This is a genomic window from Georgenia satyanarayanai (assembly GCF_023715365.1).
GTDB lineage: Bacteria > Actinomycetota > Actinomycetes > Actinomycetales > Actinomycetaceae > Oceanitalea > Oceanitalea satyanarayanai_B.
In genome coordinates this window covers 368,338-392,117 of the sequence record NZ_JAMBNZ010000001.1, presented here as the reverse complement: position 1 = coordinate 392,117, position 23,780 = coordinate 368,338, and the positions used below count along the sequence as shown (strand labels likewise).

Sequence of the window (23,780 nt, the reverse complement as noted above, 5' to 3'; positions counted from 1 at the left end):
CTCAGCGGTGGCGCGCGAGGTCCGCGACGGCGGTCGCGGTGGGGACGGACTCCTGCGCGCCGGGGGCGGTGGTGGCCAGGGCGCCGGCCGCGGCCGCGAGGCGGGCAGCGTCGGCGAGGGTGGCACCACCGGCGAGGGCTGCGGCGAGAACGCCGCAGAAGGTGTCCCCGGCGCCCGTCGTGTCGACGGGCTCCACCGGGAACGCGGGGACGTGGACGGGTTCCCCGTCGCGCTCGGCGACCAGGCTCCCGGCACCCCCGAGGGTGACGACGACGGCGGGCACCCGGGCGAGCAGCGCGTGCGCCAGGTCCGCCGGCTCGGCACCGTCACCGCGGCCGGCGAGGTCGGCCGCCTCGTGCTCGTTGACGACGAGGACGTCGACGGCGGTCCACACCTCCTCCGGCAGCTCCCTGGAGGGGGCGGCGTTGAGGACGAGGAGCGTGCCCTCCCGGCGGGCGGCCGAGGCCGCGAGGATCGCCTCGAGCGGGATCTCGAGCTGGGCGAGGACGACGTCCGCCTCCGCGATCCGGGCTGCCTGCTCGGTGCCCACCGTGACGTGGGAGTTGGCGCCGGGCGCGACGATGATCGTGTTCTCACCGCCCGGGTCCACCGAGATGAGCGCGGTGCCGGTGGGCTCGGCGACGCGCGCGATGAGGTCGGTGCGTACCCCGGCGCCGGCGAGGGAGGCGTGGAGCAGCTCGCCGGACTCGTCGCTGCCCAGGGCACCGACGAAGCTCGTGTCCGCGCCGCCCGCCCGCGCGGCGGCGACGGCCTGGTTGGCGCCCTTTCCGCCGGGGTGGCGCTCGAGCGTGCCGCCGAGCACGGTCTCGCCGCCGGCCGGGTGGCGCGGCACCGGGACGACGAGGTCGACGTTCGCGGAGCCGACGACGACGACGCGCCCGGCACCGACCGGCGTCGCCACCGCCGCGGCGCCGCCGGCCGCGACGTGCCTTGCGCTCACGGGGTCACCGCCGCGGGGAGCGGGACGGCCAGCGCGAGGGTGCGCTCGGCGAGGTCGGTGATGCGCTGCTCCCCGCCGGGCAGCGAGGTGGCGATCCGTCCCTGGAGGGGCGCGGTCCACTGCTCGCCGATCCCGTCGGCGCCGCGGAGGCCGCCGACCACCGCGCCGACCGTGGCCGCCGCGGAGTCGGTGTCCCAGCCGGCCATGACGGCGATCGACACGCTGGCCCCGAAGTCCTCACGCCCGGCGGTGAGCGCGAAGGCGATCGTCGCGGCGTTGCCCAGCGTGTGGACCCAGTGCAGGTTTCCGTATGCGGCGTGGAGCCGGTCCAGGCCGTCCCGGACGGCGGGCTCGGTGCCGTCGCAGGCAGCCCCCGCCTCACGGCCCAGGCGTATCGCGGCGGCGAGCCGGCTGGCGGGCGGGACGGCGGCGTCGGCAGCGTCGAGGACGTCCTCGACGCTGTCGCACACCATCGTCGCCGCGCCGAGGGCCGCGGCCCACATCGCGCCGTAGACGCCGTTGCGGGTGTGGCTCAGGCGCGCGTCGGCCCAGGCGAGGCGGGCGGCGGCGCGGACGTCACCGGGCAGCACCCAGCCGAGGAGGTCGGTGCGGATGAGCGCCCCGATCCACTCCCGGAAGGGGTTGTGGTGGGTGGCCGTCTCCGGGACCGGGCGCGCGTCGAGGATGTTGCGGTAGGCGGCGCGCTCGGCGGTGAAGACCCGCCCTGCGGGGAGGTTGTCGAGCCACAGCTGGGCGACGTCCTCGGTCGTGAAGCCGTGGCCGTGCTGCTCGAGGAGGGCGAGGGCGAGGATCGGGTAGTTGAGGTCGTCGTCCTCGGGCATGCCGGAGATGTTCTCCTCCAGCGAGGTCGGCGCCGAGCGGCGGTTCCACGGCCAGCGGGCCGCGACGTCGCCGGGCAGGCCGACGGCGGTGAACCAGCGGTCCAGCGGCCAGCGTCCGGTGGCCCGGAGGATCTCCTCGATGCCCTGCCGCGGGATCTTCTCCACCGGCTTGCCGAGCAGGCACCCGGCGGCGCGGCCGGTCCACGCGCCGACGAGGCGCTCGCGGTAGGCCGCGTCGTCGGGGCGGCCGACGAGCTGCGGGGCCGGGGCCAGCAGGGCGGCGATCTCTTCCCACTCGTCCGGCTCGGCCGGCGACGGCGGGGCCGGGGTGGCGGCGAGCTCGTCGAGCAGCTCGCGGGCCAGGGCGCGCAGGGCCGGGGGAGCGGGGACCGGGCCGGCGCCGCTCACGGCCGGGACCGGGTCCCCGCCGGCGGCCACCCAGCGCTCGCGGACAGCGGTGACGTCCCGCCCCTCGGCTGCGGACTGGACGAGCTCGTGCGCGAGGAGATCCTCGGGCTGGGCCCAGGTCAGCCTCATGCCGACGCCCCCTCCAGCTGCTCGAGCGCCGCGGCGCGGGCGCGGGCGCGCTCCCGGTCGGCGCGGAGGATGTCGGTGGCCACGCCGGCCATGAGCCGGCCGGTGGCGCGCACGTCGGTGCGGCTGGCGGTCTCGATCGCGTCGAGCCACTCGGTGGGCACCACCTCGGTCCCGCCGAGGCCCGCGCAGACGGCGCCGGCCATGACGGCGATCGAGTCGGCGTCACGGCCGTAGTTGACCGCCCCAAGGACGGCGCCGCGGAAGTCACCGCGGTGGCCGAGGACGAAGCCCAGCGCCGCGGGCAGCTCCTCGATGGACTTCGTGCGCGAGGGGCGGCGGGCGTCCATCGACATCTGCCGGTACTCCGGGCCCACGGAGTCGAACGGTGCCACGGCCTCCCGGATGACACGGGCCAGCTTGCGCTCGCCGTCGTCGTCGGTGGGGACGTCGCGGCCGGCGACGGCGTCGACGACGGCGCGCAGGGCGGCGGCGGTCCCGTCGTGGGCGACGTCGAGGGCGGCGCGGGTGACGGCGTCGACGCTCGCACCGGGGGCGACGGCGGCGGCGACCATGGCGGCGAAGACTCCGGCCGCCTCACGCCCGTAGCTGGACTGGTGGGCCCCGGCGACGTCGATCGCCTCGGCGTAGGCGGCGCGCGGGTCGCCGGCGTTGGCCAGCCCCACGGGCGCCATGTACATGGCCGCGCCGCAGTTGACGACGTTGCCGACGCCGGCCTCGCGCGGGTCCACGTGCCCGTAGTGGAGGCGGGCGACGATCCACTTCTCCGCGAGGAAGACGCGCTGGAGGATGAGCGCCTCGCTCTCCAGCTCGGGGATCCAGCGGGGCTCGCCGATCATGAGCGGGACGAGGTCCTCGGCCACGGCGTAGGCGTCGAGGTGGTCGCGCCGCTTGGCGTAGACCTCCACCAGCGCCTGCGTCATGAGGGTGTCGTCGGTGATGTGCCCGTCACCCTTGTGGTAGGGCGCGATCGGGCGCGCGGTGCGCCAGTTCTCGTACCAGGGGCCGACGATGCCGCGCACCCGGCCGCCGTGGCGCTCCTCGATCTGCTCCGGGGTCCACCCCTCGGTGGCTCCCCCCAGGGCGTCCCCGACGGCGGCGCCGGTGATCACCGCCACGCATCGATCGTCCAGCCAGCTCACAGATCTACTCCTGCCTTCGTGTTGCGGTACGTGCGGTGGCCGCGGGGCGGCCGGTGGCCGCGGGGCGGCCGGTGGCCGCGGGGCGGCCGGTGGCCGCGGGGCGGCCGGTGGCCGCGGGGCGGCCGGGGTGTGGCGGGGCGGGCCCAGTGATCGGACCCGCCCCGCGACGGGGTCAGCCGGTGATCTCGGCCCAGCCGTCCTCGAGCTGCGTGCCGAGGCCGGCGGTGTCGATCTCCTGCGCCAGGTAGCGCTGGAAGGCGGGCGTGGCCACGGTGTCCTTCCACTGCGCGTAGGCGTCGACGAACAGGTACGGCGCGGAGACGAGGTGCTGGCCGGAGGAGAGGATCGTCGCCCAGCCGTTCTCGTCGCCGAGGTTCTCGGCCATGTACTCCTGGGCGGAGGTCGTCGCCGGGATGAGCGCGTCGGCCTCGTTGAGGGCGGCGAGGTTCTCGGTCTCGGTGAAGAACTCGATGAACTCGGCGGACTCCTCGACGTGCTCGGAGTCGATGTTGACCGAGAGGGTCTGCGGGTTGGCGGCCTGGCCGGCGCCCTGCGGGCCCTCGAGCGGGGGCAGCACGGTCCACTCGAAGCCCTCGGGGGCGTCGGTGGCGATGTTGGCGGCCTGGAAGGAGCCCTGGACCGTCATGGCGATCTGGCCGGCGTAGAAGGAGGCGAGGACCTCGGAGCCGGACTGCGTGAGGGTGACCGGGAGGACCGTCTCGTCCTCGAAGGCCATCGTGTGGACGAGCTCGGGCACGGCCAGCTCGCCCTCACCGATCGTGATGCTCGCGTCGGTGCCGGTGCCCTCGAAGAAGGTGCCGCCGAAGCCCGGGGCGAAGGACATGAACGCCGCCGTCGGGCTCGCCAGGCCCCAGCCGAGGCCGTAGGTGTCGTCCGTCGTCGTCGTCTGCGCGATCTCGCGCAGCTGCTCCCACGTCATCGTCTCCCCGGTGGGGACCTCGACGCCCGCCTCCTCCAGGAGCGCGGTGTTGGCGAAGACCATGTAGGACTGCAGCTCGGTGGGGTAGGCGATGACCTGGTCGTCGACGGTCACCGAGTCGAGGATGCCCTCGGGGATGTCGGCGCGGCGCTCGTCGGACATGTACTCCGAGAGGTCGGCGAGGTAGCCGTCGCGGGCGAAGGGGACGATGCTCGCCGCCTCGTAGTGGATGACGTCGGGGGCGGCGCCGCCGTTGAACTGGGTGATGAGCTTGTCGTAGATGCCGTCCCAGCCGGCGGGGACGATCTCCACCTGGACGTCGGCGTTGGCCTCGTTCCACTCGGCGACGATCGCCTCCGTCGCCTCGATGGCGGCGGGCTGGTCGGAGAGGGACTGGAACTTGAGGGTCACGGGCCCGTCGGCACTGCCGCCGTCGTCGCCCCCGCCACCGCAGGCGGCGAGGGTGAGCGCGGCGATCGTGAGGCATGCGGCTGTGGAGGCTCCACGGATCTTCATTGGTCGACCTTTCGAGGGGGATGGGGGTGGGGTCTGGGTGTCAGCCCTTGACGGCGCCGGACATGAGGCCGCCGACGAGCTTGCGCTGCATGATCGAGAAGAAGACGATGCTGGGGATCGCGGCGAGCACGGAGCCGGCCGCCAGCGGGCCGAGCGCCACCTTGCCCTCGCCGCCGATGAACATCTTCAGCGTGATGGGCAGGGTGTAGTTCTCCGGGGACTGCAGGAGGACGAGGGCGAAGAAGAACTCGTTCCACGAGGAGACGAAGGAGAACATCGCGGTCGCGACGACTCCCGGGACGAGCAGCGGGAAGACGATCGAGCGCAGCACCCGCAGCCGGGCGGCGCCGTCCATCGAGCCGGCCTCCTCGAGGTCCACCGGGATGCCGGTGACGTAGCCCTGGAGCATCCACAGCGCGAAGGGCAACGTGTAGGTCGTGTGGACGAGGGTGAGGCCGACGAGGCTGTCGGTGAGGCCGAGCGTCCGCAGGATGAGGAAGAGCGGCAGGATGATAAGGATGACCGGGAAGACCTGGCTCACGAGGATCCAGCCGATCCCGGCGGCCCGGACCTTGCCCTTGAGGCGGGCCAGGACGTACGCCGTCGGCATCGCGATGACGATGACGAGCACCGTGGAGACGAGGGCGACGGCGGCGCTGTTGGCGGCGGAGCGCACCAGGCCCTGACGGGCGAGGGCGTTGGAGTAGTTCTCCCAGTGCCACTCGCCCGGCAGCAGGCTGATCGAGAGCGAGTTGAGCTCCCCCGAGGACTTGAACGAGGCCGAGATGAGCCACAGGAGCGGGAAGCCCAGGAAGACGATGTAGGCGACGAGCGCCGCGTACTGGGCGGGGCGGATCAGGGTGCGCATCGGCTCAGCCCTTCCTCTCGGTGCTGTCCTCGCGGAACTGGGACCACAGGTAGACGGCGAGGAGGATGACGACGACGACGACGAGGACGACGCCCATCGCGGCGGCGTAGCCGATGTTCCGGTTCTTGAACGCCTCGAGGTAGGTGAAGAGCATCGGCAGCATCGTCCGGCCGCCGGGGCCGCCCTCGGTGAGGACGTAGACCAGCGAGAACGAGTTGAAGTTCCAGATGAAGTTCAGCGACGTGATCGAGGTGACGATCGGGCGCAGCGAGGGCCAGGTGACAGCGGTGAAGCGGCGCCACGCGCTGGCCCCGTCCATCGAGGCGGCCTCGTGGAGCTCCTCGGGGATCTGCTGGAGGCCGGCGAGGAGGGTGACGGTGGTCTGTGGCATGCCGACCCACACGCCGACGACGATGACGGCGGGCAGCGCGGTGGAGAAGTTGGCGAGCCAGTTGATGTCGTCCGGCAGGCCGATGCCGCCGAGGACGGCGTTGAGCGGCCCCGCGTTGGGCGAGTAGATCATCTGCCACATGATCGCCACGACGACGGGCGGCATCGCCCACGGGATGAGGGCCAGGACGCGGGTGAGGCCCTGGAGGCGCAGGCCGGAGTTGAGGAGCAGCGCCAAACCCATCCCGGCGAGCAGCTGGAGCAGCGTGACCGACACCGCCCAGACCATGCCGATGCGGAAGGAGTCCCAGAAGAAGGAGTTGTCGAGCAGCCGGGCGAAGTTCTCGGTGCCGACGAAGGTGTACTCCGGGTTGCGCACGAGGCGCGCGTCGGTGAAGGCGAGCGCGACGCCGACGATGAGGGGCGCGACACTGAGCACGAGGATCGGGATGAGCGAGGGGATGACGAGCGCGGCGGCCTCACGGCGCCGGGCCCGATCGAGCCCGCTGCGGCGACGGGGTGAGCCGCGGCTGGGCCGGGGCGCGGGTGCGTCCGGCCGCGCTCCTGCGGCGAGCATCGGTGCCGTCATGCGTCCTCCTTGCGTGGTGAGGGGGATGGGGTGGGGGCGGACACGGACGACTCACGGACGATGAGCTCGGGGCCGACGGTGACGTACCGGCCCCGCTCCTCACCGTCGTCGACGAGGCCGAGCACGAGCTCGGCGGCGAGGTGGCCGCGCCGGCCCGAGCCGAGCGAGACGCTCGTGAGGCTGGGCTGGAAGACACGGCCGATGTCGGTGTCGTCCATGCCGGTGACGGCGAGGTCGCCGGGCACGGTGAGTCCACGCTCGCCGGCGGCGCGGATGGCACCGATGGCGAGGAGGTCGTTGGCGGCGACGACGGCGTCGAGGGGGGTGCCGGCGTCGTCGGCGCGGTCGAGGAGGCGGTGGGCGGCGGCGAGGCCGGCGGTGACGGTGAAGTCCTCGGCCACCTCGGTGCCGCCGTTCGCGGCGGTGAAGGCGGCGGTGCGGGTGGCGGCGTCGAAGCCGCGCTGCCGGGCCTCGCCCGGGGTGGTGTCGAGGGGGCCGTTGAGGAAGCCGATCCGGCGGCGGCCGACGGCGACGAGGTGGTCGACCGCCTGCACGATGCCGCCGGTGGAGTCGGTGGAGACGGAGTCGATGCCGTGGTCGGCCAGGGAGCGGCCGATGACGACGACGGGGACCGTGGCCTCCTCGACGGCGGTGACGAAGGCGTCGTCCACGCGCAGCGGGCTGATGATCATGCCGTCGACGAAGCCGCCGTCGAGGCTGTGGACGAGGTCGACGGTCGAGGCGACCGTGCCCCCGGTGGACATGACGACGACGCGGTAGCCGTGCGGCGCGAGGACCGCGTGGATCGCGGTGAGCATCTCGATGTAGACGGGGTTGCCGATGTCGGCGACGGCAAAGGCGACCTGGAAGGTGCGCTTCATGCGCAGGGACCGGCCCGTCTCGTGGGGGCGGTACCCGAGCTCCTCGGCGGCGGCACGTACGCGCTCGACCATCGCGGGGCTGGCACCGGTGCCGTGCAGGGCGCGGGAGGTGGAGGCGAGGGAGACCCCGGCGCGGCGGGCGACCTGGATGAGCGTCGCGCGTGGAGACGTCACTGTCGCCCTCCTTCGTCGTTGAGTGGTGGTGCCAGGCCCGATTCGGAAACGTTTCCAGGGCTGGGTGTCGCAGCCGTTGGAATCGTTTCCGGGGATGGCCGAGATCTTGGCACCGGGCGGGTGTGGCTGTCAACACGCACGGGCCGGACCGATGTCAGTGGTCGGATCTACCGTTGGGGGAAGAGGACGACACCGCTGGAGGTGGGTTCGGTGACGGCACGCGGGGCACGCGCGGACGGTGCCGTCACGGCGGGCACCGGTGGCCGCGCGGACCTTCGGGCCGCGCTCGGGGCGATGTCAGTGGTCGGATCTACCGTTGGGGGAAGAGGTTCTCAGCGGGGAGGTGAGCGCGATGGCCGCAAAGATGCCGCCTGATGCGCCGTCGGGCTGGAAGCCCAGGCTGGATGGGGATGAGCGCCGTGTCACGGCGCCCACCGCCACCGCCACCGCCACCGCCGCTGCCGATGGCGACGCCACCCCCGCTGCCGATGGCGGCGCCACCGCCACCGCCACGCTGCCGGGCCCGGTCGCCGCGCTGACGGGTGTCACCGACACCCTCACCGCCCTCACTGACGTCCCCTGGCACGAGCTCCCCGGCCAGGCGGCCCACGACGCGCTCGACGAGATCGAGCGGGCCGCCCGGCACCTCGCCGCCCTGCGCGCCCAGGTGCTCACCGTCGTGGACGCCAACGGCCTGTGGGCGCTGCAGGGCTCACGCACCTACAGCGCCTGGCTGCGGCAGCGCACCGGCTCCACCGCGGCCGGCGCCTCCCGTCAGGTCCGGGAGTCACGGGCGCTGCGCGACCACCTGCCCCTCACCCGGGCAGCACTGGCGGCGGGGCGCATCGGTCCCGACCACGTCGCCGTGCTCGTCCGTGAGGCCGTCCGCACCCGGCAGCTGCGGACCCAGCTCACCGACGCGGACCTGGGGGAGGCCTTCCTCGTCGCGCAGGCATCGGCGATGGACGCAGGCACCTTCACGCAGCTCGTCCGGGCCTGGACCGTCAGGGTGGACCCGGAGGGCGCGGATCGTGCATGGCGCGAGGCTGGCAGCAAGGAGGAGCTCACGCTCTCCCGGACCACCGACGGCTTCCACCTCCGCGGTTGGCTGGACGAGGTCGCCGGCCAGATCGTCAGCACCGCGCTGCAGGCGCACGCGGGCCGCAAGGGCAAGGGTGACGAGCGCACCCCGGCGCAGCGCCGCGCGGCCGCCCTTGTCTCCTTGGCCAGCCAGTCCCTCGACGCCGGCATCCAGGGAGCCGCGGCACGGATCCGGCCCCACCTCACCGTCACCACCACGATCGAGACCCTGCGGGCCCTCGCCGCAGCCATGGGTTCAGCCATCCCGCGGGTCGGCCCCGACGGGCGTCCCTACGCCCCCGGAGCCACCTTCGGCCCCTCCAGCCAGGCCGCACTCACCGCCACCGGCGGCCCGCGCGACCCCGAGGCGCCCGCACCGGAGGGCGAGGTGGGGCTCTTCACCGCCTCGGAGGAGACCCGCCGCTGGCTCGAGCGGTGGGAGTCCGGTGACGACCACGTCATCTCCACCGCGATCGACTACGAGCAGGTCCGCGGCCTCGAGCCGCCCACCCTTGAGGACGGCACCCCCATCCCACCCGCGGTGCTGGCCCGGCTCGCCTGCGAGTCTCAGATCTCCCGCGTGATCTTCGGGGCCGTCTCCACCATCCTCGACGCCGGCCGCGAGAAGCGGATCTTTCCCGCCAACCAGGTCCGGGCCATCATCGCGAGGGACAGGCACTGCCAGTACCCGGGCTGCGACGAGCCACCGGGCTTCGGGGAGGTCCACCACTCGCTGTGGTGGGCCCAGCACCTCGGAGGCACCGACGTCGAGCACGGCGTGCTCCTGTGCTGGCACCACCATGACTGGGTCCACGCCCAGGAGATCACCATCACCCGGTCCGAGGGCACGTGGTGGTTCCGCGACCGCCACGGCTGGCTCATCACCGCCGACCCGTAGCCGGAGGCCGAGGGGACAGGTGTGCCCCCGGCCGGTCAGTCCTCCCGCGTGGCATTGCCGGCGCCGCCGAGCACCACCCGCGTCATCGCGTTGCGGGTGTCGAGCAGCTCGCAGAGCGCGGCGTCGAGGTCCTCGGCCGAGACGGCCAGGCCCCCGTCACCGTCCCCGGAGCCGCGTTCCGCCGCGAACAGGGCCGCCCGCCTGAGCAGCTCCTTGACGAAGGACGCCGTGACGCCCTCGGTGCGATCCACCACGGCGTCGAGGTGGGACCGGTCCAGGACCAGCGTCCCGGAGTAGAGCTCGAACAGCCGTCGGCGGGCCTCGCCGTCGGGAAGCGGGAGCTCCACCGCCTGGTCCACGCGCCCCGGGCGAGCGGCGAGCGCGGGCTCCAGCAGGTCCGCCCGGTTGGTGGTGAGCACGAAGACGACGTCGGCGTCCTCGGCCAGGCCGTCCATCTCCCCGAGGAGCTGGAAGAGCAGCGGGTGGGCACCGGAGTGCAGGTCCCTGTCCTCGGCGATGAGATCGACGTCCTCCACGACGACCATCGCCGGCTGCAGCGCCCGCGCCACCGAGCACGCCTCGCTGATGAGGGACAGGGCCCCGCCGGTCAGCTGGATGACCGTCGTGCCGGTGAGGCTGCTGATGAGGTGCCGCACGGTGTGCGTCTTACCCACTCCCGGAGGCCCGTACAGGAGCAGCCCACGCTTGAGGTGCTGGCCGGCGGACAGCAGCCGCTCCTTGTGCCGAGCCACCTCGACGACCTGCCGCCGGATGGCCTCGGCGGCCGCGGCCGGCAGGATGACGTCCTCGTTCCCCACGGCAGGACGCTCGTGGAACTGCAGCAGGGTCCCGCCGTGCCCGAAGATCTCGTGGTCGAAGGACAGCACCTGACCACGGAAGACGTTGTGCGTCGTCGCGAGCTCCTGGATCTCGCGGGCCGCCGCCGCGACCGTCGGAGCGTGGGGGCCGGTGATCTCGACAGTCACCGTGGTGAGGCCCGACTCCGGGTCCGCACCACGCAGCAGCACGGCCAGCGGGCTTCCGCCGTCGTCCACGAGGTAGAGCCCGCACCGCACGCACGACGCGACCTGCCCTCCGGGCCCGCTCGGCAGGTTGACGCGCGAGACGTTCCCCGGCCGCGGGCCGTAGGGGTCGTGCACGCCGCCGATGCCCTCGAGCAGCTCCGCGAGGCCGAACTGCCGGTGCTGGTAGCCGACGATGCCGACGAGGCGGTGGCTGCGGTGGTCCGCGGCGAGCCAGCCGTCCAGGCCGGCCTGGACGTTGACGTGCTCGTAGGCGGGCCGGCCCTCCTCGACGACGTCGAGCTCCTCCACCGGGGCGGCGAGGTGCGCGTGCAGCAGGCTCGAGAGCGTCTCGCGCTCCTCCGCGCGCGCGACGCCGGCCAGTCCGCGGGCCGCGCGGCGCGCGAGCCGGCCGACGTCGGCGAGCTCGAGCCGGCCGTCACGGCCGGCGGGTACCGCCCCGTCGTCGTGCAGGGGCGTCCCGTGGGCCGTCCAGCCGAATGATGCGCTCGGCATCGTGCTCCTCACGGTCGGGTCCTCAGTGACCCAGTCATCCTTCCGCACGCCCGGCCCGTGCGCCCACGATTCGCCACCCGGGCTCTCACCGGTGGCGATCCGAGGCGCCGCAGACCGCTACGGCGCCAGGTCGCGTCCCTGCGCGGCGAGCGCCTCGCGCAGCAGCCGGACGGCGCGCGGGCCGACGCCGTGGAGCGCGAGGAGCTCGCGCTCCGACATGGTGGCCACCTGGTCGAGCGAGGTCACGCCCTGCTCGTGCAGGGCATTGGTGGCGGGTCGGCCGATCCGAGGCAGGTCCGGGGCGGGGGCGTCGTCGCTGCTCATCGCCCCATGGTCCTCGTCGCGCGGCTGCGGCGGAAGAGAGCGGCGGGCGTCTGAGCCCTCGCCCCGGACGCGGGCGGTGCTCCGCGCCCTCGACCTCGGGCTGCTCGAGACGTCCTGAGCCCTTGGCCCGGGCACCGTGCGGGAGGACGATGGAGGCGTGTCCCCGCTCGTGCCGCACACCGTCCCCGCACCCCTGCGGCCCCTGGTCGCGACGGCGGTGGGCTACCGGGCCCCGGCCTACCCGGCGGGGGTCCACCGGGGGCTCCCCTCCCGGCACCTCACGCTCGTTGTCGAGCTCCTCGGCCCGCTCACCGTGCGCGGCCTGGGGGAGACCGTCAGCGCTCACGGCGTGGTCGGCGGGCTCCACACGGTGCCCGCGCTCATCGATGCAAGCCGCCCCCAGGAGGGCGTGCAGTACGCGCTCGGCCCGCTCGGTGCCCGCCTGCTGCTTGGGATCCCCGCGGGGGAGCTGCGGGACCGCGCCGTCGGCCTGGAGGACATCCTCGGACCCGACGCCGCGCGGCTCGTCGAGCAGATGGCCGGCACGCCACACTGGCCGGGCCGCTTCCGCCTCCTCGACGAGGCGCTGCTCCTCCGGCTGGCCGGCTCCAGGTGGGGCACGGGCTGGGCAGCGCCGGCCGAGGTCGCCGAGGCGTGGCGGCTCATCCTCGCGAGCGAGGGCCGCCTGCCCGTCGTCGACGTCGCCGCCACGGTCGGCTGGGGCCGCCGCCACCTCGGGGAGCAGTTCCGCCGCGCGACGGGGCTCACCCCGAAGGAGGCGTCGCGGGTGACCCGCTTCGAGCACGCCCAGCGGCGGCTCCGCGCCCGCCGGCCGCTGGCGGACGTCGCCGTCGAGACCGGCTACGCGGACCAGGCGCACCTCGCCCGCGAGTGGCGCGCCCTCACGGGTGCGAGCATGACCACCTGGCTGCGCGAGGAGCTCCCATTCGTCCAAGACGGGGCTCGGACCCCGGGCGCACGATCGGTGTCATGAGCACCGACGAGAACACTCTGCCCGCATCCGCCCCCACCGTGTGGCCCAGCGTCGGCTTCACCGACGTCGACGCCGGGGTCCGCATCCTCACCGAGGTCCTCGGCTTCGTCGTCACCGCCCTCTACCGCGACGACGACGGCACCGTCGCCCACGCCGAGGCGCGCTGGCCCGACGGCGGTGGGGTCATGTTCGGGAGCCGTGGCAAGCCGGGGGACTGGGGAGCCCTCGGACCGGCGGGCGTGTACGTCGTCGCCGCCGATGCCGCGACCGTCGACGCCGTCTGGGCCCGCGCGGAGGGTGACGCGGACCTCGAGGTGACCGAGGCCCTCCACGACACCGACTACGGCTCGCACACCTTCGGCGTGCGGGACCGGGACGGGAACCTCTGGACCGTCGGCACCTACCGCGGGGTGTGACGACGCCCACCGCTCCCGGCTTTGATCCGCGCCCGCGGAGCAGGGTAGTGTTACCGCCCGGTAGGACGTTCGCAGGAGCGGACGGAATACCCCCATGGGGTATGGTGTAATTGGCAGCACGACTGGTTCTGGTCCAGTTAGTCTAGGTTCGAGTCCTGGTACCCCAGCGGTTTGAGTGAGGCGGAGAGATCCGGTAACCTCAGCCAGGTTGAAAATGCTAGAGGCCCCGTCGTCTAGCGGCCTAGGACACCGCCCTCTCAAGGCGGCGGCGCCGGTTCGAATCCGGTCGGGGCTACACGAGAAAGGCCCCCATCCCGAGTGGATGGGGGCCTTTCGCATGTCCGCGGAATGGGATTGCGTGGAGACGTGTGTCGCGCGACACGTGCGCTCCGAGGTGGGCGAGCCGGCCCTCCTGGACGGTCCACGGTCTGCGGCCGTTCCACGGTGCCGTGTCCACCCGTCGACGGGTGTCGCGTCCGTCACACGCCCGCACGCGGACGGGTCCGGGCGGCGCCAGAGCCGGACCCGCCGGTGTGGCGTCAGTGGTGCTCGTGACTCGGCCCCGACACCTCCGTCGGCGGCTCGGTGCCGGGCTCCACGACGACGAACTGGCCCATGAGCCCGAAGTCCTCGTGGCGCAGGAGGTGGCAGTGGTACATGTACGGCATGTCGGGGTTGGCGTAGTGCTCGAAGCGCATGATGAGGCGGTACTCGCGGCCCGGCTCGGTGTAGATCGTGTCCTTACGTCCCGAGAGCTCCGGCGGCGGGGGAGCGCCGTCGACGGAGAGCACCTCGAACTGGACGTCGTGGATGTGGAAGTTGTGCGGCAGCGGGTCCTCGTTGCGTACCTCCCACACCTCGGTCGTCCCGACGGTGACGACCTCGTCGATGCGGTCCATCTTCATCCGCTGACCGTTGAGCTTGAGGTCCTTCATGACAAAGGTGCGGGTCGTGGTGACGTCGGCCTCGTCGAGACGCTCGTCGTCGGACAGCTCACCGGCGACGACGGCGGACGGCGCGAGCTCGTCGGCGGCCTCCAGACGCAGGATGTCGAGCGTGTCGAGCGCACCGTAGCCCTGCGGGTCGGCGATCTCGCCGAGCCGCTGCGGGTAGGAGCGCAGCATCGTCTCGGTGCCCGGCTCCATCTCGACGACGATCTCGGCCCGCTCACCGGGCGAGAGCTGGATGCGGTTCGTCTCGTGCGGGGCGGGGAGCAGGCCGCCGTCGGAGGCGACGAGCTGGAAGGAGCGGTCGTCCGCGAAGCCGAAGTTGTAGCTGCGCAGGGTCGAGCCGTTGAGCAGCCGCAGCCGCACCCGTTCGGTCGTCACCTCCTGGACCGCGCCGATGGTGCCGTTGACCATCAGCGCCTCGCCCATGACGCCGCTGGGCACCGCGGACTCCATGGTCAGCTGGCCGTCCGCGGTGAAGGACTTGTCCTGGACGATGACGGGGATGTCGTCGACGCCGTACTCGCTCGGCAGGCCGGCGGCGTCCGCGGCGTCGTCGTCGAGGATGAACATGCCGGACATCCCGAGGTAGACATGCTTCTCCGTGAGCCCGTGGGGGTGCGGGTGGTACCAGAGCGTCGCCGCCGGCTGGTCGACGAGCCAGGTGGGCCGCCACGTGCCGCCGGCCTCGACCTCCTGGTGAGGGCCGCCGTCCATCTCCGGCGGCAGGTGCATCCCGTGCCAGTGCACGCTCGTGGCCTCCCCGAGCGTGTTGGTCACCTCGACGGCCACCTGCTCACCGCGGCGCGCCCGCAGAGTGGGGCCGAGGAAGTCCCCGTTGAAGCCCCAGGTCTCGGTCTCGACGCCCTCCCGGAACGATGTCGTCCCCGCCTGGGCGGTGAGCTGGAAGACGCGGGTGCCGTCCTCGTCGACGACCGAGTCGGCCAGCGGCGGGATCGCCAGCGCCTGGTCGAAGGTCGGCTCGGGCTGCTCGGGGTCGACCGGGTCGGTCGGCCCGTCCGGCTCCCCGGGCACGACGACGGGTCCGCCCGGCTCCCCGGGCACGACGACGGGTCCGCCGGGCTCGCCCGGCACCACCGGGCCGGCAGGCGAGCCGGAGCTGCGCCGCACGGCCAGGGAGTCGGTGCCGTCGCCGTCCCAGTCCCCCACGAGGGTGACGTCGCCGGGTCGCCCGAAGGTCACGCTGCGATCGGCCGGGCCGTGACGGAGCCGGTCGGCCAGGTGGTAGCGCGCCCCGCGACGGACGGCGAGCGCGTCCTCGCCCGACCCGTCCCAGTCGCCCACGTACACGTCGTCGGCGTCGCGTCCGTAGCAGACGACGGTGTCGGCGGGACCGGACCGCATCGTCGTGTTGATGAAGTAGTGCGCGCCGCGACGGACGGCGAGGGCGTCGACGCCGTCGCCGTCCCAGTCCCCGACGATGACGGTGTCGGACCCGCGCCCGAAGTGCAGCACCCGGTCCGCCGGACCCGGGCTCATCGAGTCCTTGAGGAGGTACTCCGCGCCGCGGCGCACCGCGAGGGTGTCCTTCCCGTCGCCGTTCCAGTCGCCCACGAGGAGCTCGTCGTCGGGCCGCCCGTAGGCGACGACGGCGTCCGCGCGACCGCCGGTGAGCGAGTTGGAGACGTGGATCGTGCTGCCGCGGCGCACGGCGAGGGTGTCGGTGCCGTCCCCGTCCCAGTCGCCCACGAGGACCTCGTCACCGGGCCGCCCGTAGGTGAGGACTCGCGCGGTGCGGCGCAGGCCGTTGTCGGCCAGGTGGAAGGTGTTGCCGGGCACCGTCGGCGTGGCCGCGGGTGCGGTCGCGGTGGGCGCCGACGTCGTCGCGATGGACGCCGGTGGGACGAGGGCCTGGGCCGGGACGGCCGCGACGAACGGGGCGGTCAGCGTGAGGGCAGCGCTCAGCGTCAGGGCGGGACGGAGGGAGGAACGCATCGGTGCGAGGCCTTTCACCTGTGGAGGACAGGGGTGCGGCGGAGGGGCCGCAGGCACGCCACGCGGCCCCTCCCGCGCACGTGCTCGCAGACGATCATGACGTACGCACGTTGTTTTGTGAACCTGTTGCCCAAAACGTACCGATGCGAGAAGCCGGACCGCGCCGAGCGCGGTCCGGCCTCCCGGTGGTGCGGGTCAGACGGTGGCGTCCGCGAGGAAGTTGCGGCAGCGAGCGGCCTCGTCGTCCTCGCCGATCGCGGCGGCAGCGTCCCCGAGCGTCTGGAGGGCGCTGAGGAAGCCCTGGTTCGGGACGTGGCCCGCGGGGATCGGGCCCTGACCCTTCCAACCGGCGCGACGCAGCGCGTCCAGGCCGCGGTGGTAGCCGGTGCGGGCGTAGGCGTAGGCCGCGACCGGGTCCTTCTCGTCGAAAGCCGCACGGGCGAGCACCGCCCAGGCGTAGCTCGACGCGGGCAGGCGGGCGGCGACGTCACGCGGGTCGTCGCCGCGCTCGACGGCGGCGCGCGCCGCCATGTCGGGGTGGTCCTCGGGCAGGTACGTGGGGTCGGGACCCAGGAGGTTCTTCTGCATGGGGCCAGTGTCTCAGGTGGTGACCCGGCGCCGGGGCCCCTCACCGGCGCTCGCAGGACCCGGCGCGCAGGTGGGCGGCGAGGCGCCGCGTCGTGCGGCGTCGTCCCGCCGAGCCCCACCTCGCCGTGTCATCTGCGGAGCATGCCGACCCGCGTGCGGCGAGGGAGGAGCTCAGCCCTCCTGGGTGTCCTCGGTACGGCGCAGCACCTCGGTGAGGCGGTTGGCGGCGGAGACGACGGCGCCGGCGTGGAGGCGCCCGGGCTGGCGGCCCATGCGCTCCATCGGTCCGGAGACCGACACGGCGGCGAGCACGCGGCCCGAGGGCCCGCGCACGGGGGCGGAGACGGACGCGACGCCCGGCTCGCGCTCCCCGACAGACTGCGCCCACCCGCGGCGGCGCACGCCGGAGAGGATCGTCGCGGTGAAGGTCGCGCCCTGCAGGCCGCGGTGGAGGCGGTCCGGCTCTTCCCACGCGAGGAGGATCTGGGCCGCCGAGCCCGCGGACATCGTGAGGGTCGCGCCCACCGGGATCGAGTCGCGCAGGCCCATCTGCCGCTCGGCGGCGGCCACGCAGATGCGCTGGTCGCCCTGGCGGCGGTAGAGCTGCACCGACTCCCCGGTGTGGTCACGCACGGCGGTGAGCACCGGACCGGCAGCCGCGAGCAGGCGGTCCTCGCCGGCCGCCGAGGCGAGCTCGCTGAGCCGGGGGCCGAGGATGAAGCGGCCCTGCATGTCCCGCGCGACGAAGCGGTGGTGCTCCAGGGCGACGGCCAGCCGGTGGGCGGTGGGGCGGGCGAGGTGAGTCGCAGCGACGAGCTGCGCGAGGGTCGCGGGCCCTGCCTCGAGGGCACCGAGAACCGTGGCGGCCTTGTCAAGGACGCCGACTCCGCTAGAGTTGTCCATGTGGCGATATTGGCATCTCACTCACTGAGATGCAAGCCCCCGGACCGAACAGGGTCCGGGAAGGGACGGAGAAGGGCCGCGGCTACCGCTGCGCCCGAGAGGTGGAGAACATGAGCGGCACCCTTGCGGAGAAGGTCTGGAACGCGCACGTCGTGCGCGAAGGGAGCGACGGGGCCCCCGACCTCCTCTACATCGACCTGCACCTCGTGCACGAGGTGACGAGCCCGCAGGCCTTTGAGGGGCTGCGGCTCGCGGGACGCCCGGTGCGCCGCCCGGACCTCACGATCGCCACCGAGGACCACAACACCCCCACGCTCAACATCGACCTGCCGATCGCGGACCTCACCAGCCGCACGCAGATCGACACGCTGCGCCGCAACGCCGAGGAGTTCGGCATCCGCATCCACTCCCTGGGCGACGCCGACCAGGGCATCGTCCACGTCGTGGGACCCCAGCTGGGGCTCACCATGCCCGGCCTCACCGTCGTGTGCGGCGACTCCCACACGAGCACCCACGGCGCCTTCGGTGCGCTCGCCTTCGGCATCGGCACGAGCGAGGTCGAGCACGTGCTCGCCACCCAGACCCTGCCCCTCCAGCCCTTCAGGACGATGGCGATCAACGTCGACGGCCAGCTCCCCGAGGGCAGCACGGCCAAGGACATCATCCTCGCGATCATCGCCAAGATCGGCACCGGCGGCGGCCAGGGCTACGTCCTGGAGTACCGCGGCGAGGCCATCCGCTCCCTGTCCATGGAGGCGCGGATGACCATCTGCAACATGTCGATCGAGGCCGGCGCCCGCGCCGGCATGATCGCGCCGGACGAGACCACCTTCGAGTACCTCAAGGGTCGCCCGCACGCCCCCGAGGGCGCCGACTGGGACGCCGCCGTCGAGTACTGGAAGACCCTGCGCAGCGACGACGACGCCGTCTTCGACGTCGAGGTCCACCTCGACGCCTCCGAGCTCGAGCCCTTCGTCACCTGGGGCACCAACCCCGGCCAGGGCCTGCCGCTCTCTGCGAACGTGCCCAACCCGGCCGAGATCGGCGACGAGGGCGACCGCGTCGCCGCCGAGCGCGCGCTGGAGTACATGGGCCTGGAACCGGGCACCCCGCTGCGCGACATCCCGGTCGACACCGTCTTCATCGGCTCGTGCACGAACGGCCGCATCGAGGACCTGCGTGCCGTCGTCGACGTCATCAAGGGCCGCAAGAAGCACGACGACGTCCGCGTCCTCGTCGTGCCGGGCTCGGCGCGCGTCCGCCTCCAGGCCGAGGCCGAGGGGCTGGACAGGGTCTTCCTCGACTTCGGTGCCGAGTGGCGCAACGCCGGCTGCTCGATGTGCCTGGGCATGAACCCCGACCAGCTCAAGCCGGGTGAGCGGGCAGCGTCCACCTCGAACCGCAACTTCGAGGGCCGCCAGGGCAAGGGCGGGCGGACGCACCTCGTCTCGCCGCTCGTCGCCGCCGCGACCGCCGTCCGGGGGACCCTGTCCTCGCCCGCCGACCTCGAGCCCGCCCGCGAGCTCGTCAACGCCTGAGAGAAGAAGCGCCATGGAGAAGTTCACCCAGCACACCGGCGTCGGCGTCCCGCTGCGCCGCAGCAACGTCGACACCGACCAGATCATCCCGGCGGTCTACCTCAAGCGCGTCACCCGCACCGGCTTCGAGGACGCCCTGTTCGCCGCCTGGCGCGGTGACCCGGACTTCGTCCTCAACCAGGACGCCTACCGCAGCGGCTCGGTCCTCGTCGCCGGACCCGACTTCGGCACCGGCTCCTCCCGCGAGCACGCCGTGTGGGCGCTCAAGGACTACGGCTTCAAGGCCGTCCTCGCCTCCCGCTTCGCCGACATCTTCCGCGGCAACTCGGGCAAGCAGGGCCTCGTCGCGGGCATCCTCGCGCAGGAGGACGTCGAGCAGATCTGGAAGGTCCTCGAGACCGCGCCGGGCACCGAGGTGACCGTCGACCTCGTCTCGCGCACCGTGAGCTGTGGCTCGGTCGTCGCGCAGTTCGAGATCGACGACTACACCCGCTGGCGCCTCATGGAGGGCCTGGACGACATCGGCCTCACCCTCAAGCACGAGCAGGACATCACCACCTTCGAGGAGTCCCGCGCCGCCTGGCGGCCGCAGACCCTCCCGGCCAAGCACCTGCCGCCGGTGGAGATCGTCGCCGCCCGCCCCGTCGACGACGGCGTCCCCGCCCACGAGCAGGCCCCCCTGCGCTGACCCATCCCACCCCCGCCGAGAGCCGGATTCCTCCTGGAGGAATCCGGCTCTCGGCGCAGGGGGCGCCGCCGCCGTGTGTCCGCGGGGTGTCAGCGCGAGTCCAACCCCCACCCACTCTCACGACGTGGGGTGCGGGGGACGACGGAGGAATCCGGCTCTCGCGACGTGGGCCGGCGCCCCGGCGAGGCCGGCTACGAGGACTGCGCCGGGCCGACGGAGCCGCGGCGGACCACCGGGCAGGGGACGAGCAGCTCCCCGGCGGGCTCGGCGCCGTCGCGCTCGGCGATGAGGGCCAGGGCGGCGAGCCGGCCCATCTCCCGGTGCGGCAGCGCCATCGTGGTGAGGCCCGGGGTGAGCTCGCTGGAGACGACGTAGAGGTCGTCGAAGCCGATGACGGACAGGTCCTGCGGGATGCGCACCCCCCGCGCAGCGGCGGCCCGGTAGACCCCGATCGCCATCTGGTCGTTGAAGGCGAAGATCGCCGACGGCGGCCGCTCGGAGTCGAGCAGCACCCCCGCGGCGCGGTCACCGCCCGCGGAGTCCGAGCGCTCCCGCACCACGAGCCCCGGGTCGACCTCGAGCCCGTGCGCGGCAAGCGTGTCCTGGTACCCGCGCAGCCGACGGTCGACGGCGGGGCCGTCGTGGAGGTCGCGGACGAAGCCGATGCGTCGGTGCCCGTGCCGCACGAGCTCCTCGACGGCGGACTGCGCGCCCTGCTGCTCGTCGGGCACGACGAAGGTCGTCGCGCCCTGCGCCGGCCGCGAGTCCAGGAGCACCGTGGGCAGCCCGTCCAGGACCCCCGGGAGCGTCACCGAGCGGTGGTACATCGTCGCGTAGAGCGCGCCGTCGACCTGCTGCTGGCGCAGCGCCCGCACGGCGTGCTCCTCGAGCGTCTTGTCCCCGCCCGTGTTGACGAGCATGAGGAGGTACCCGGCCTCCCAGGCGGCGTCCTGCGCGCCCTGGATGAGCTGGCCCGCGTACGGGGTGGTCGCGATGACGTCACTGATGAAGGCGAGGGTCCCCGAGCGCTGCGTGCGCAGGCCGCGGGCCAGCGAGTTGGGCACGTAGCCCAGCTCGGCGGCGGCCGCCCGCACCCGGTCCCGGGTGCTGCCGGCCACCCGGGCGCCCGCGGTGTCGTTGAGGACGACGGAGACGGTCGACGGCGCCACCCCCGCGAGCTCGGCGACGTCGCGGATGCGTGGCCTCCTCGTCACCCCGGTCCTCCCTCGTCGGCTGCTGGCCCCCACACTTTATGCCGGACGGGTCACCCGGATCGTCCCGTCCTCGTCCACGGACACGGGCATCGGGTCGCTGATGCGGCCGCCGAAGCCGCCGTCGTCGTCCACGTGCTCCCAGGCGAGGAGGTACCAGCTGCCGCGGTGCTCGACGAAGCGCCCCGCGTAGAGGCTGGCGTGCGGGTCGCCGAGGAGGAAGCGCTCGCTCTCCAGGCGGAAGGGCCCGAGCGGGCCGGGGCCGGTGAGGACGTGCGTGCCGCCCTCCGCGACGAAGCCCGCGCGCTCGCGGCGGACCGCGCTGTGCTCCCCGGCGGTGAGGCAGAAGGCCACCCGCCACGCGCCACCGAGGTGGAGGAGCTGCGGGACCTCGAGGTGGTAGAAGTCGCCCGGCTCGGAGACGGGGGGCAGCGCCTCCCAGGTGCGCAGGTCCTCGGAGACGGCGTGCCCGACGACGCCGCGCCCGTCGAGCGGCCCGTGGTCCGCGCGGGCGGTGAGGTACATGTGGAAGCGGCCCGTCGTCGGCTCGTGCCAGACCCACGGGTCGCGCCACGCCTCCTCCCGGACGCCGTCGTGCAGGCGCTCGTACCAGCGCGGGTCGGCCTCCAGGACCATGCCCTGCTTGGTCCACGTGAGGAGGTCGGGGGAGGTGGCCAGGCCCACGCGCTGGACCGCGCCGCCCTCCGCCGTCGAGACGCCCGTGTAGAACATGTGCCACACGCCGTCGTGGCGCATGACGCTGCCGGTCCACGTGGCGAGGGAGTCGAAGTCCTCCCCCTCCCCGGGCCCGAGCGCGTCGGGCAGCACCTGCCAGCTGCGCAGGTCGCGGCTCACCGCGTGCCCGATGGTCGCGCTGTGGTGGCGCAGGTCGGGGTCGCCGAGCGAGCGCGGCGCCTGGAGGTAGAAGACGTGGACGTCGTCCCCGTCGTGGGCGAACCAGAAGTCCCAGACCCAGCGGTCGGGCAGGGCGAGAGGCATGCAGCTGCTTTCTTCTTGTGCGGAAGCGGGCGGGCGTCAGCCCTTGAGGCCCGAGGAGGCCAGACTTTGGACGAACCAGCGCTGGAAGAGGAGGAAGACGACGAGGACGGGCAGCACCATGAGGACGCCGAAGGCGAAGATCTGGCCCCAGTCGTAGGGCGGCTGTCCCTGGAACACCGCGATCGCCAGCGGCAGCGGCCGCTTCTGCGGCTGGTCGATCATCATGACCGGCCACAGGAAGGAGCCCCACGTCGTGAGGAAGGACAAGATCGCCACCGTCGCGAAGACCGGCTTGGACATCGGCACGACGATGCGCAGGTAGGTGCGCCACACGCCGGCGCCGTCCAGGCGCGCGGCCTCCTCGATCTCCTTCGGCAGGCCGATGAAGAAGGAGTAGAAGAGGTAGATGGAGAAGGCGCTCGCGACGAAGGGCAGGATCTGGATGTAGTACGTGTTGCGGTGCTCGTTCAGCGCGTAGAACAGCGGGACGGCGATCGCCTCGAAGGGCAGGATCGTCAGCGCGACGACGCCGAGCATGACGGCGTCGCGCCCGCCCCAGCGCAGCCGCGCGAGGGAGTAGGCGGCCATCGAGTTGACGAGCAGGCCGAAGGCGACGACGCCGGTCGTGACGAGCAGCGAGGTGAGGAAGAAGTCGGTGAAGTACCCGGTGGCGGGGCTGGAGAACCGGCCCAGCATGCCGGAGTAGTTGTCCAGGGACAGCTCGCGGGGGACGAAGCCGCCCACGCCGTCGATGACCTCCGAGGACGGCTTGAAGCTGCCGATGACGAGGTAGGCGATCGGCGCGACGAAGACGAGCGCGAGGACCGTGAGGAGGAGGTAGCTGCCCGCGGTGCGCAGCGGACGGGAGCGGGTGGTGGTCATGCGATCTCACGCTCCTCGCGCAGCACACGGCGCTGGATCAGGGTGATGGTGAGGACGATGAGGAAGAACAGGACGGTGATGGCCGAGGCCCGCCCGACGTTGTTCGCCGTGAAGGCGGTCGTCACGGCCTGGTACATCACCGTCGTCGTCGCGTCCTGCGGGCCGCCGCCGGTCATGATGTAGACCTGGTCGAAGACGCGGAAGGACAGGATCGTCGTCACCATCGCGACGAAGATCAGGGTGTTGCGAAGGCCGGGCAGGGTGACGTGGCGCAAGCGCTGCCACGGGCCGGCCTTGTCGAGGGCCGCGGCCTCGTAGAGCTCGCCGGGGATGCCCTGGAGGCCGGCGAGGAGGATGACCATCTGCAGCCCGACGCCCTGCCAGATCGACATGATGATGATCGCGGCGAGCGCGGTGCTCGGGTTGCCCAGCCAGTCCTGGGAGGGGATGAGCCCGAAGGAGACGGTGTCGAGGACCGAGTTGAGCAGGCCCAGCTCGCCGCGGGTGTAGATGACCTTCCAGACCACGGCCACCAGGGCCATGGGGAAGACGACGGGCATGAAGAAGAAGGTGCGGAACACCGGCATGCCGCGCAGCGGCCGGTTGAGCAGGACGGCCAGCGCCAGCGCCAGGGACGTCTGCACCGGCACGACGACGGCCGCGAAGATGAGGTTGTTGCGCAGGCCCGTGAGGAACTCGCCGCGGAAGTCCGGGTCGAGGAGGATCCGCCGGTAGTGCTCGAGCCCGAACCACGACGGCGGCTGCGGGGTGTCGAGGCGCACGTTCTGCGTCGACAGCCAGCCGGCGAGCAGGAAGGGCAGCAGGACGAACAGGAGGAGCCCGATGGCGGCGGGCGCGATCATCGCCCAACCCGCCAGGGTCTCCGGGCGCCGGGCGCGGGCCCGGCGCGTCACCGCAGTGGTCATCGTTCCTCCTCACGAGGGTGCCGTGGGCGGGAGC

21 protein-coding genes and 2 tRNA genes are annotated in these 23,780 nt (G+C 73.1%); 7 read left to right on the top strand and 16 right to left on the bottom strand.

Going from position 1 to position 23,780, the window contains the following annotated elements; all coding sequences use genetic code 11:
- Position 1 precedes the first annotated feature (1 nt).
- The 7 genes from M3148_RS01745 to M3148_RS01715 all read right to left on the bottom strand — a co-directional run bounded on the left by M3148_RS01745 (position 2) and on the right by M3148_RS01715 (position 7,858).
- Complete coding sequence (locus M3148_RS01745; RefSeq protein ID WP_251302916.1) at positions 2-961, bottom strand: ribokinase; 960 nt, start codon at positions 959-961, stop codon at positions 2-4.
- Positions 958-2,340 carry an ADP-ribosylglycohydrolase family protein gene (locus M3148_RS01740; RefSeq protein WP_251302915.1) on the bottom strand — a complete coding sequence of 461 codons (1,383 nt, stop codon included), beginning with the start codon at positions 2,338-2,340 and terminating at the stop codon, positions 958-960. Before M3148_RS01740 ends, M3148_RS01745 begins: the two co-directional genes overlap by 4 nt.
- The gene (locus tag M3148_RS01735) at positions 2,337-3,476 is read right to left on the bottom strand and encodes an ADP-ribosylglycohydrolase family protein (protein WP_251302914.1); all 1,140 of its coding nucleotides are present in this window, start codon (positions 3,474-3,476) and stop codon (positions 2,337-2,339) included. Before M3148_RS01735 ends, M3148_RS01740 begins: the two co-directional genes overlap by 4 nt.
- 196 nt (positions 3,477-3,672) lie before the next feature.
- Positions 3,673-4,956, bottom strand: coding sequence for an ABC transporter substrate-binding protein (locus M3148_RS01730; protein WP_251302913.1), 1,284 nt, complete (start codon positions 4,954-4,956; stop codon positions 3,673-3,675).
- A gap of 40 nt (positions 4,957-4,996) precedes the next feature.
- A complete protein-coding gene (locus M3148_RS01725; protein ID WP_251302912.1) occupies positions 4,997-5,824 on the bottom strand; it encodes a carbohydrate ABC transporter permease in 828 nt (275 codons plus the stop codon).
- Positions 5,825-5,828: 4 nt separating this feature from the next.
- The gene (locus M3148_RS01720) at positions 5,829-6,803 is read right to left on the bottom strand and encodes a carbohydrate ABC transporter permease (protein ID WP_251302911.1); all 975 of its coding nucleotides are present in this window, start codon (positions 6,801-6,803) and stop codon (positions 5,829-5,831) included.
- On the bottom strand, positions 6,800-7,858 hold the full coding sequence (locus tag M3148_RS01715) for a LacI family DNA-binding transcriptional regulator (protein ID WP_251302910.1): 1,059 nt from the start codon (positions 7,856-7,858) through the stop codon (positions 6,800-6,802). The genes M3148_RS01720 and M3148_RS01715 overlap by 4 nt, the downstream gene beginning before the upstream one ends.
- Before the next feature lie 352 nt (positions 7,859-8,210).
- Between M3148_RS01715 and M3148_RS01710 the strand changes: the two genes are divergently transcribed.
- Positions 8,211-9,836, top strand: a complete 1,626-nt coding sequence (locus M3148_RS01710; RefSeq protein WP_251302909.1) for an HNH endonuclease signature motif containing protein — start codon at positions 8,211-8,213, stop codon at positions 9,834-9,836.
- 35 nt (positions 9,837-9,871) lie between these two features.
- Here M3148_RS01710 and M3148_RS01705 read toward each other — a convergent pair whose 3' ends face one another.
- Together M3148_RS01705 and M3148_RS01700 are read right to left on the bottom strand one after the other, a co-directional pair.
- Positions 9,872-11,374 (bottom strand): AAA family ATPase, encoded by a 1,503-nt coding sequence (locus M3148_RS01705; RefSeq protein WP_251302908.1) that lies wholly within the window; start codon positions 11,372-11,374, stop codon positions 9,872-9,874.
- A 117-nt stretch (positions 11,375-11,491) separates the two neighbouring features.
- The gene (locus tag M3148_RS01700; RefSeq protein WP_251302907.1) at positions 11,492-11,698 is read right to left on the bottom strand and encodes a helix-hairpin-helix domain-containing protein; all 207 of its coding nucleotides are present in this window, start codon (positions 11,696-11,698) and stop codon (positions 11,492-11,494) included.
- Between the two features lie 157 nt (positions 11,699-11,855).
- On the opposite strand from M3148_RS01700, the gene M3148_RS18235 reads away from it, so the two are divergent.
- From M3148_RS18235 to M3148_RS01680, 4 genes are all read left to right on the top strand, one after another.
- Positions 11,856-12,692: a helix-turn-helix domain-containing protein gene (locus M3148_RS18235; RefSeq protein WP_251302906.1), complete on the top strand. Its 837-nt coding sequence runs from the start codon at positions 11,856-11,858 to the stop codon at positions 12,690-12,692.
- The gene (locus M3148_RS01690; RefSeq protein WP_251302905.1) at positions 12,689-13,108 is read left to right on the top strand and encodes a VOC family protein; all 420 of its coding nucleotides are present in this window, start codon (positions 12,689-12,691) and stop codon (positions 13,106-13,108) included. Before M3148_RS18235 ends, M3148_RS01690 begins: the two co-directional genes overlap by 4 nt.
- A 95-nt stretch (positions 13,109-13,203) precedes the next feature.
- Positions 13,204-13,275, top strand: a tRNA-Gln gene (locus M3148_RS01685).
- A gap of 55 nt (positions 13,276-13,330) precedes the next feature.
- Positions 13,331-13,403: transfer RNA gene (locus M3148_RS01680), tRNA-Glu, on the top strand.
- 244 nt (positions 13,404-13,647) lie between these two features.
- On the opposite strand, the gene M3148_RS01675 is transcribed toward M3148_RS01680, so the two are convergent.
- The 3 genes from M3148_RS01675 to M3148_RS01665 form a co-directional block, all read right to left on the bottom strand.
- On the bottom strand, positions 13,648-16,011 hold the full coding sequence (locus tag M3148_RS01675) for a multicopper oxidase family protein (RefSeq protein ID WP_251302904.1): 2,364 nt from the start codon (positions 16,009-16,011) through the stop codon (positions 13,648-13,650).
- Between the two features lie 195 nt (positions 16,012-16,206).
- Positions 16,207-16,599 (bottom strand): DUF3151 domain-containing protein, encoded by a 393-nt coding sequence (locus M3148_RS01670; protein ID WP_251302903.1) that lies wholly within the window; start codon positions 16,597-16,599, stop codon positions 16,207-16,209.
- Positions 16,600-16,770: 171 nt separating this feature from the next.
- Positions 16,771-17,502 (bottom strand): IclR family transcriptional regulator, encoded by a 732-nt coding sequence (locus tag M3148_RS01665; RefSeq protein ID WP_110853829.1) that lies wholly within the window; start codon positions 17,500-17,502, stop codon positions 16,771-16,773.
- Positions 17,503-17,612: 110 nt separating this feature from the next.
- Here M3148_RS01665 and leuC point away from each other — a divergent pair, with 110 nt between their 5' ends.
- A complete protein-coding gene (gene leuC / locus M3148_RS01660) occupies positions 17,613-19,040 on the top strand; it encodes a 3-isopropylmalate dehydratase large subunit (protein WP_251302902.1) in 1,428 nt (475 codons plus the stop codon).
- 13 nt (positions 19,041-19,053) lie between these two features.
- A complete protein-coding gene (leuD, locus tag M3148_RS01655) occupies positions 19,054-19,728 on the top strand; it encodes a 3-isopropylmalate dehydratase small subunit (protein ID WP_251302901.1) in 675 nt (224 codons plus the stop codon).
- Positions 19,729-19,919: 191 nt separating this feature from the next.
- Here the strand turns inward: leuD and M3148_RS01650 are convergent, their stop codons facing one another.
- Genes M3148_RS01650 through M3148_RS01635 form a run of 4 tightly spaced genes read right to left on the bottom strand, consistent with a single transcriptional unit; the run spans position 19,920 to position 23,746 of the window.
- Entirely contained in the window at positions 19,920-20,942 is a 1,023-nt protein-coding gene (locus M3148_RS01650) for a LacI family DNA-binding transcriptional regulator (RefSeq protein ID WP_251302900.1), read from the bottom strand.
- A 36-nt stretch (positions 20,943-20,978) separates the two neighbouring features.
- Positions 20,979-21,938 (bottom strand): glycosyl hydrolase family 32, encoded by a 960-nt coding sequence (locus M3148_RS01645; RefSeq protein ID WP_251302899.1) that lies wholly within the window; start codon positions 21,936-21,938, stop codon positions 20,979-20,981.
- A gap of 36 nt (positions 21,939-21,974) precedes the next feature.
- Positions 21,975-22,820, bottom strand: coding sequence for a carbohydrate ABC transporter permease (locus M3148_RS01640; RefSeq protein ID WP_251302898.1), 846 nt, complete (start codon positions 22,818-22,820; stop codon positions 21,975-21,977).
- The gene (locus tag M3148_RS01635; RefSeq protein WP_251302897.1) at positions 22,817-23,746 is read right to left on the bottom strand and encodes a carbohydrate ABC transporter permease; all 930 of its coding nucleotides are present in this window, start codon (positions 23,744-23,746) and stop codon (positions 22,817-22,819) included. The genes M3148_RS01640 and M3148_RS01635 overlap by 4 nt, the downstream gene beginning before the upstream one ends.
- Positions 23,747-23,780: the final 34 nt, after the last annotated feature.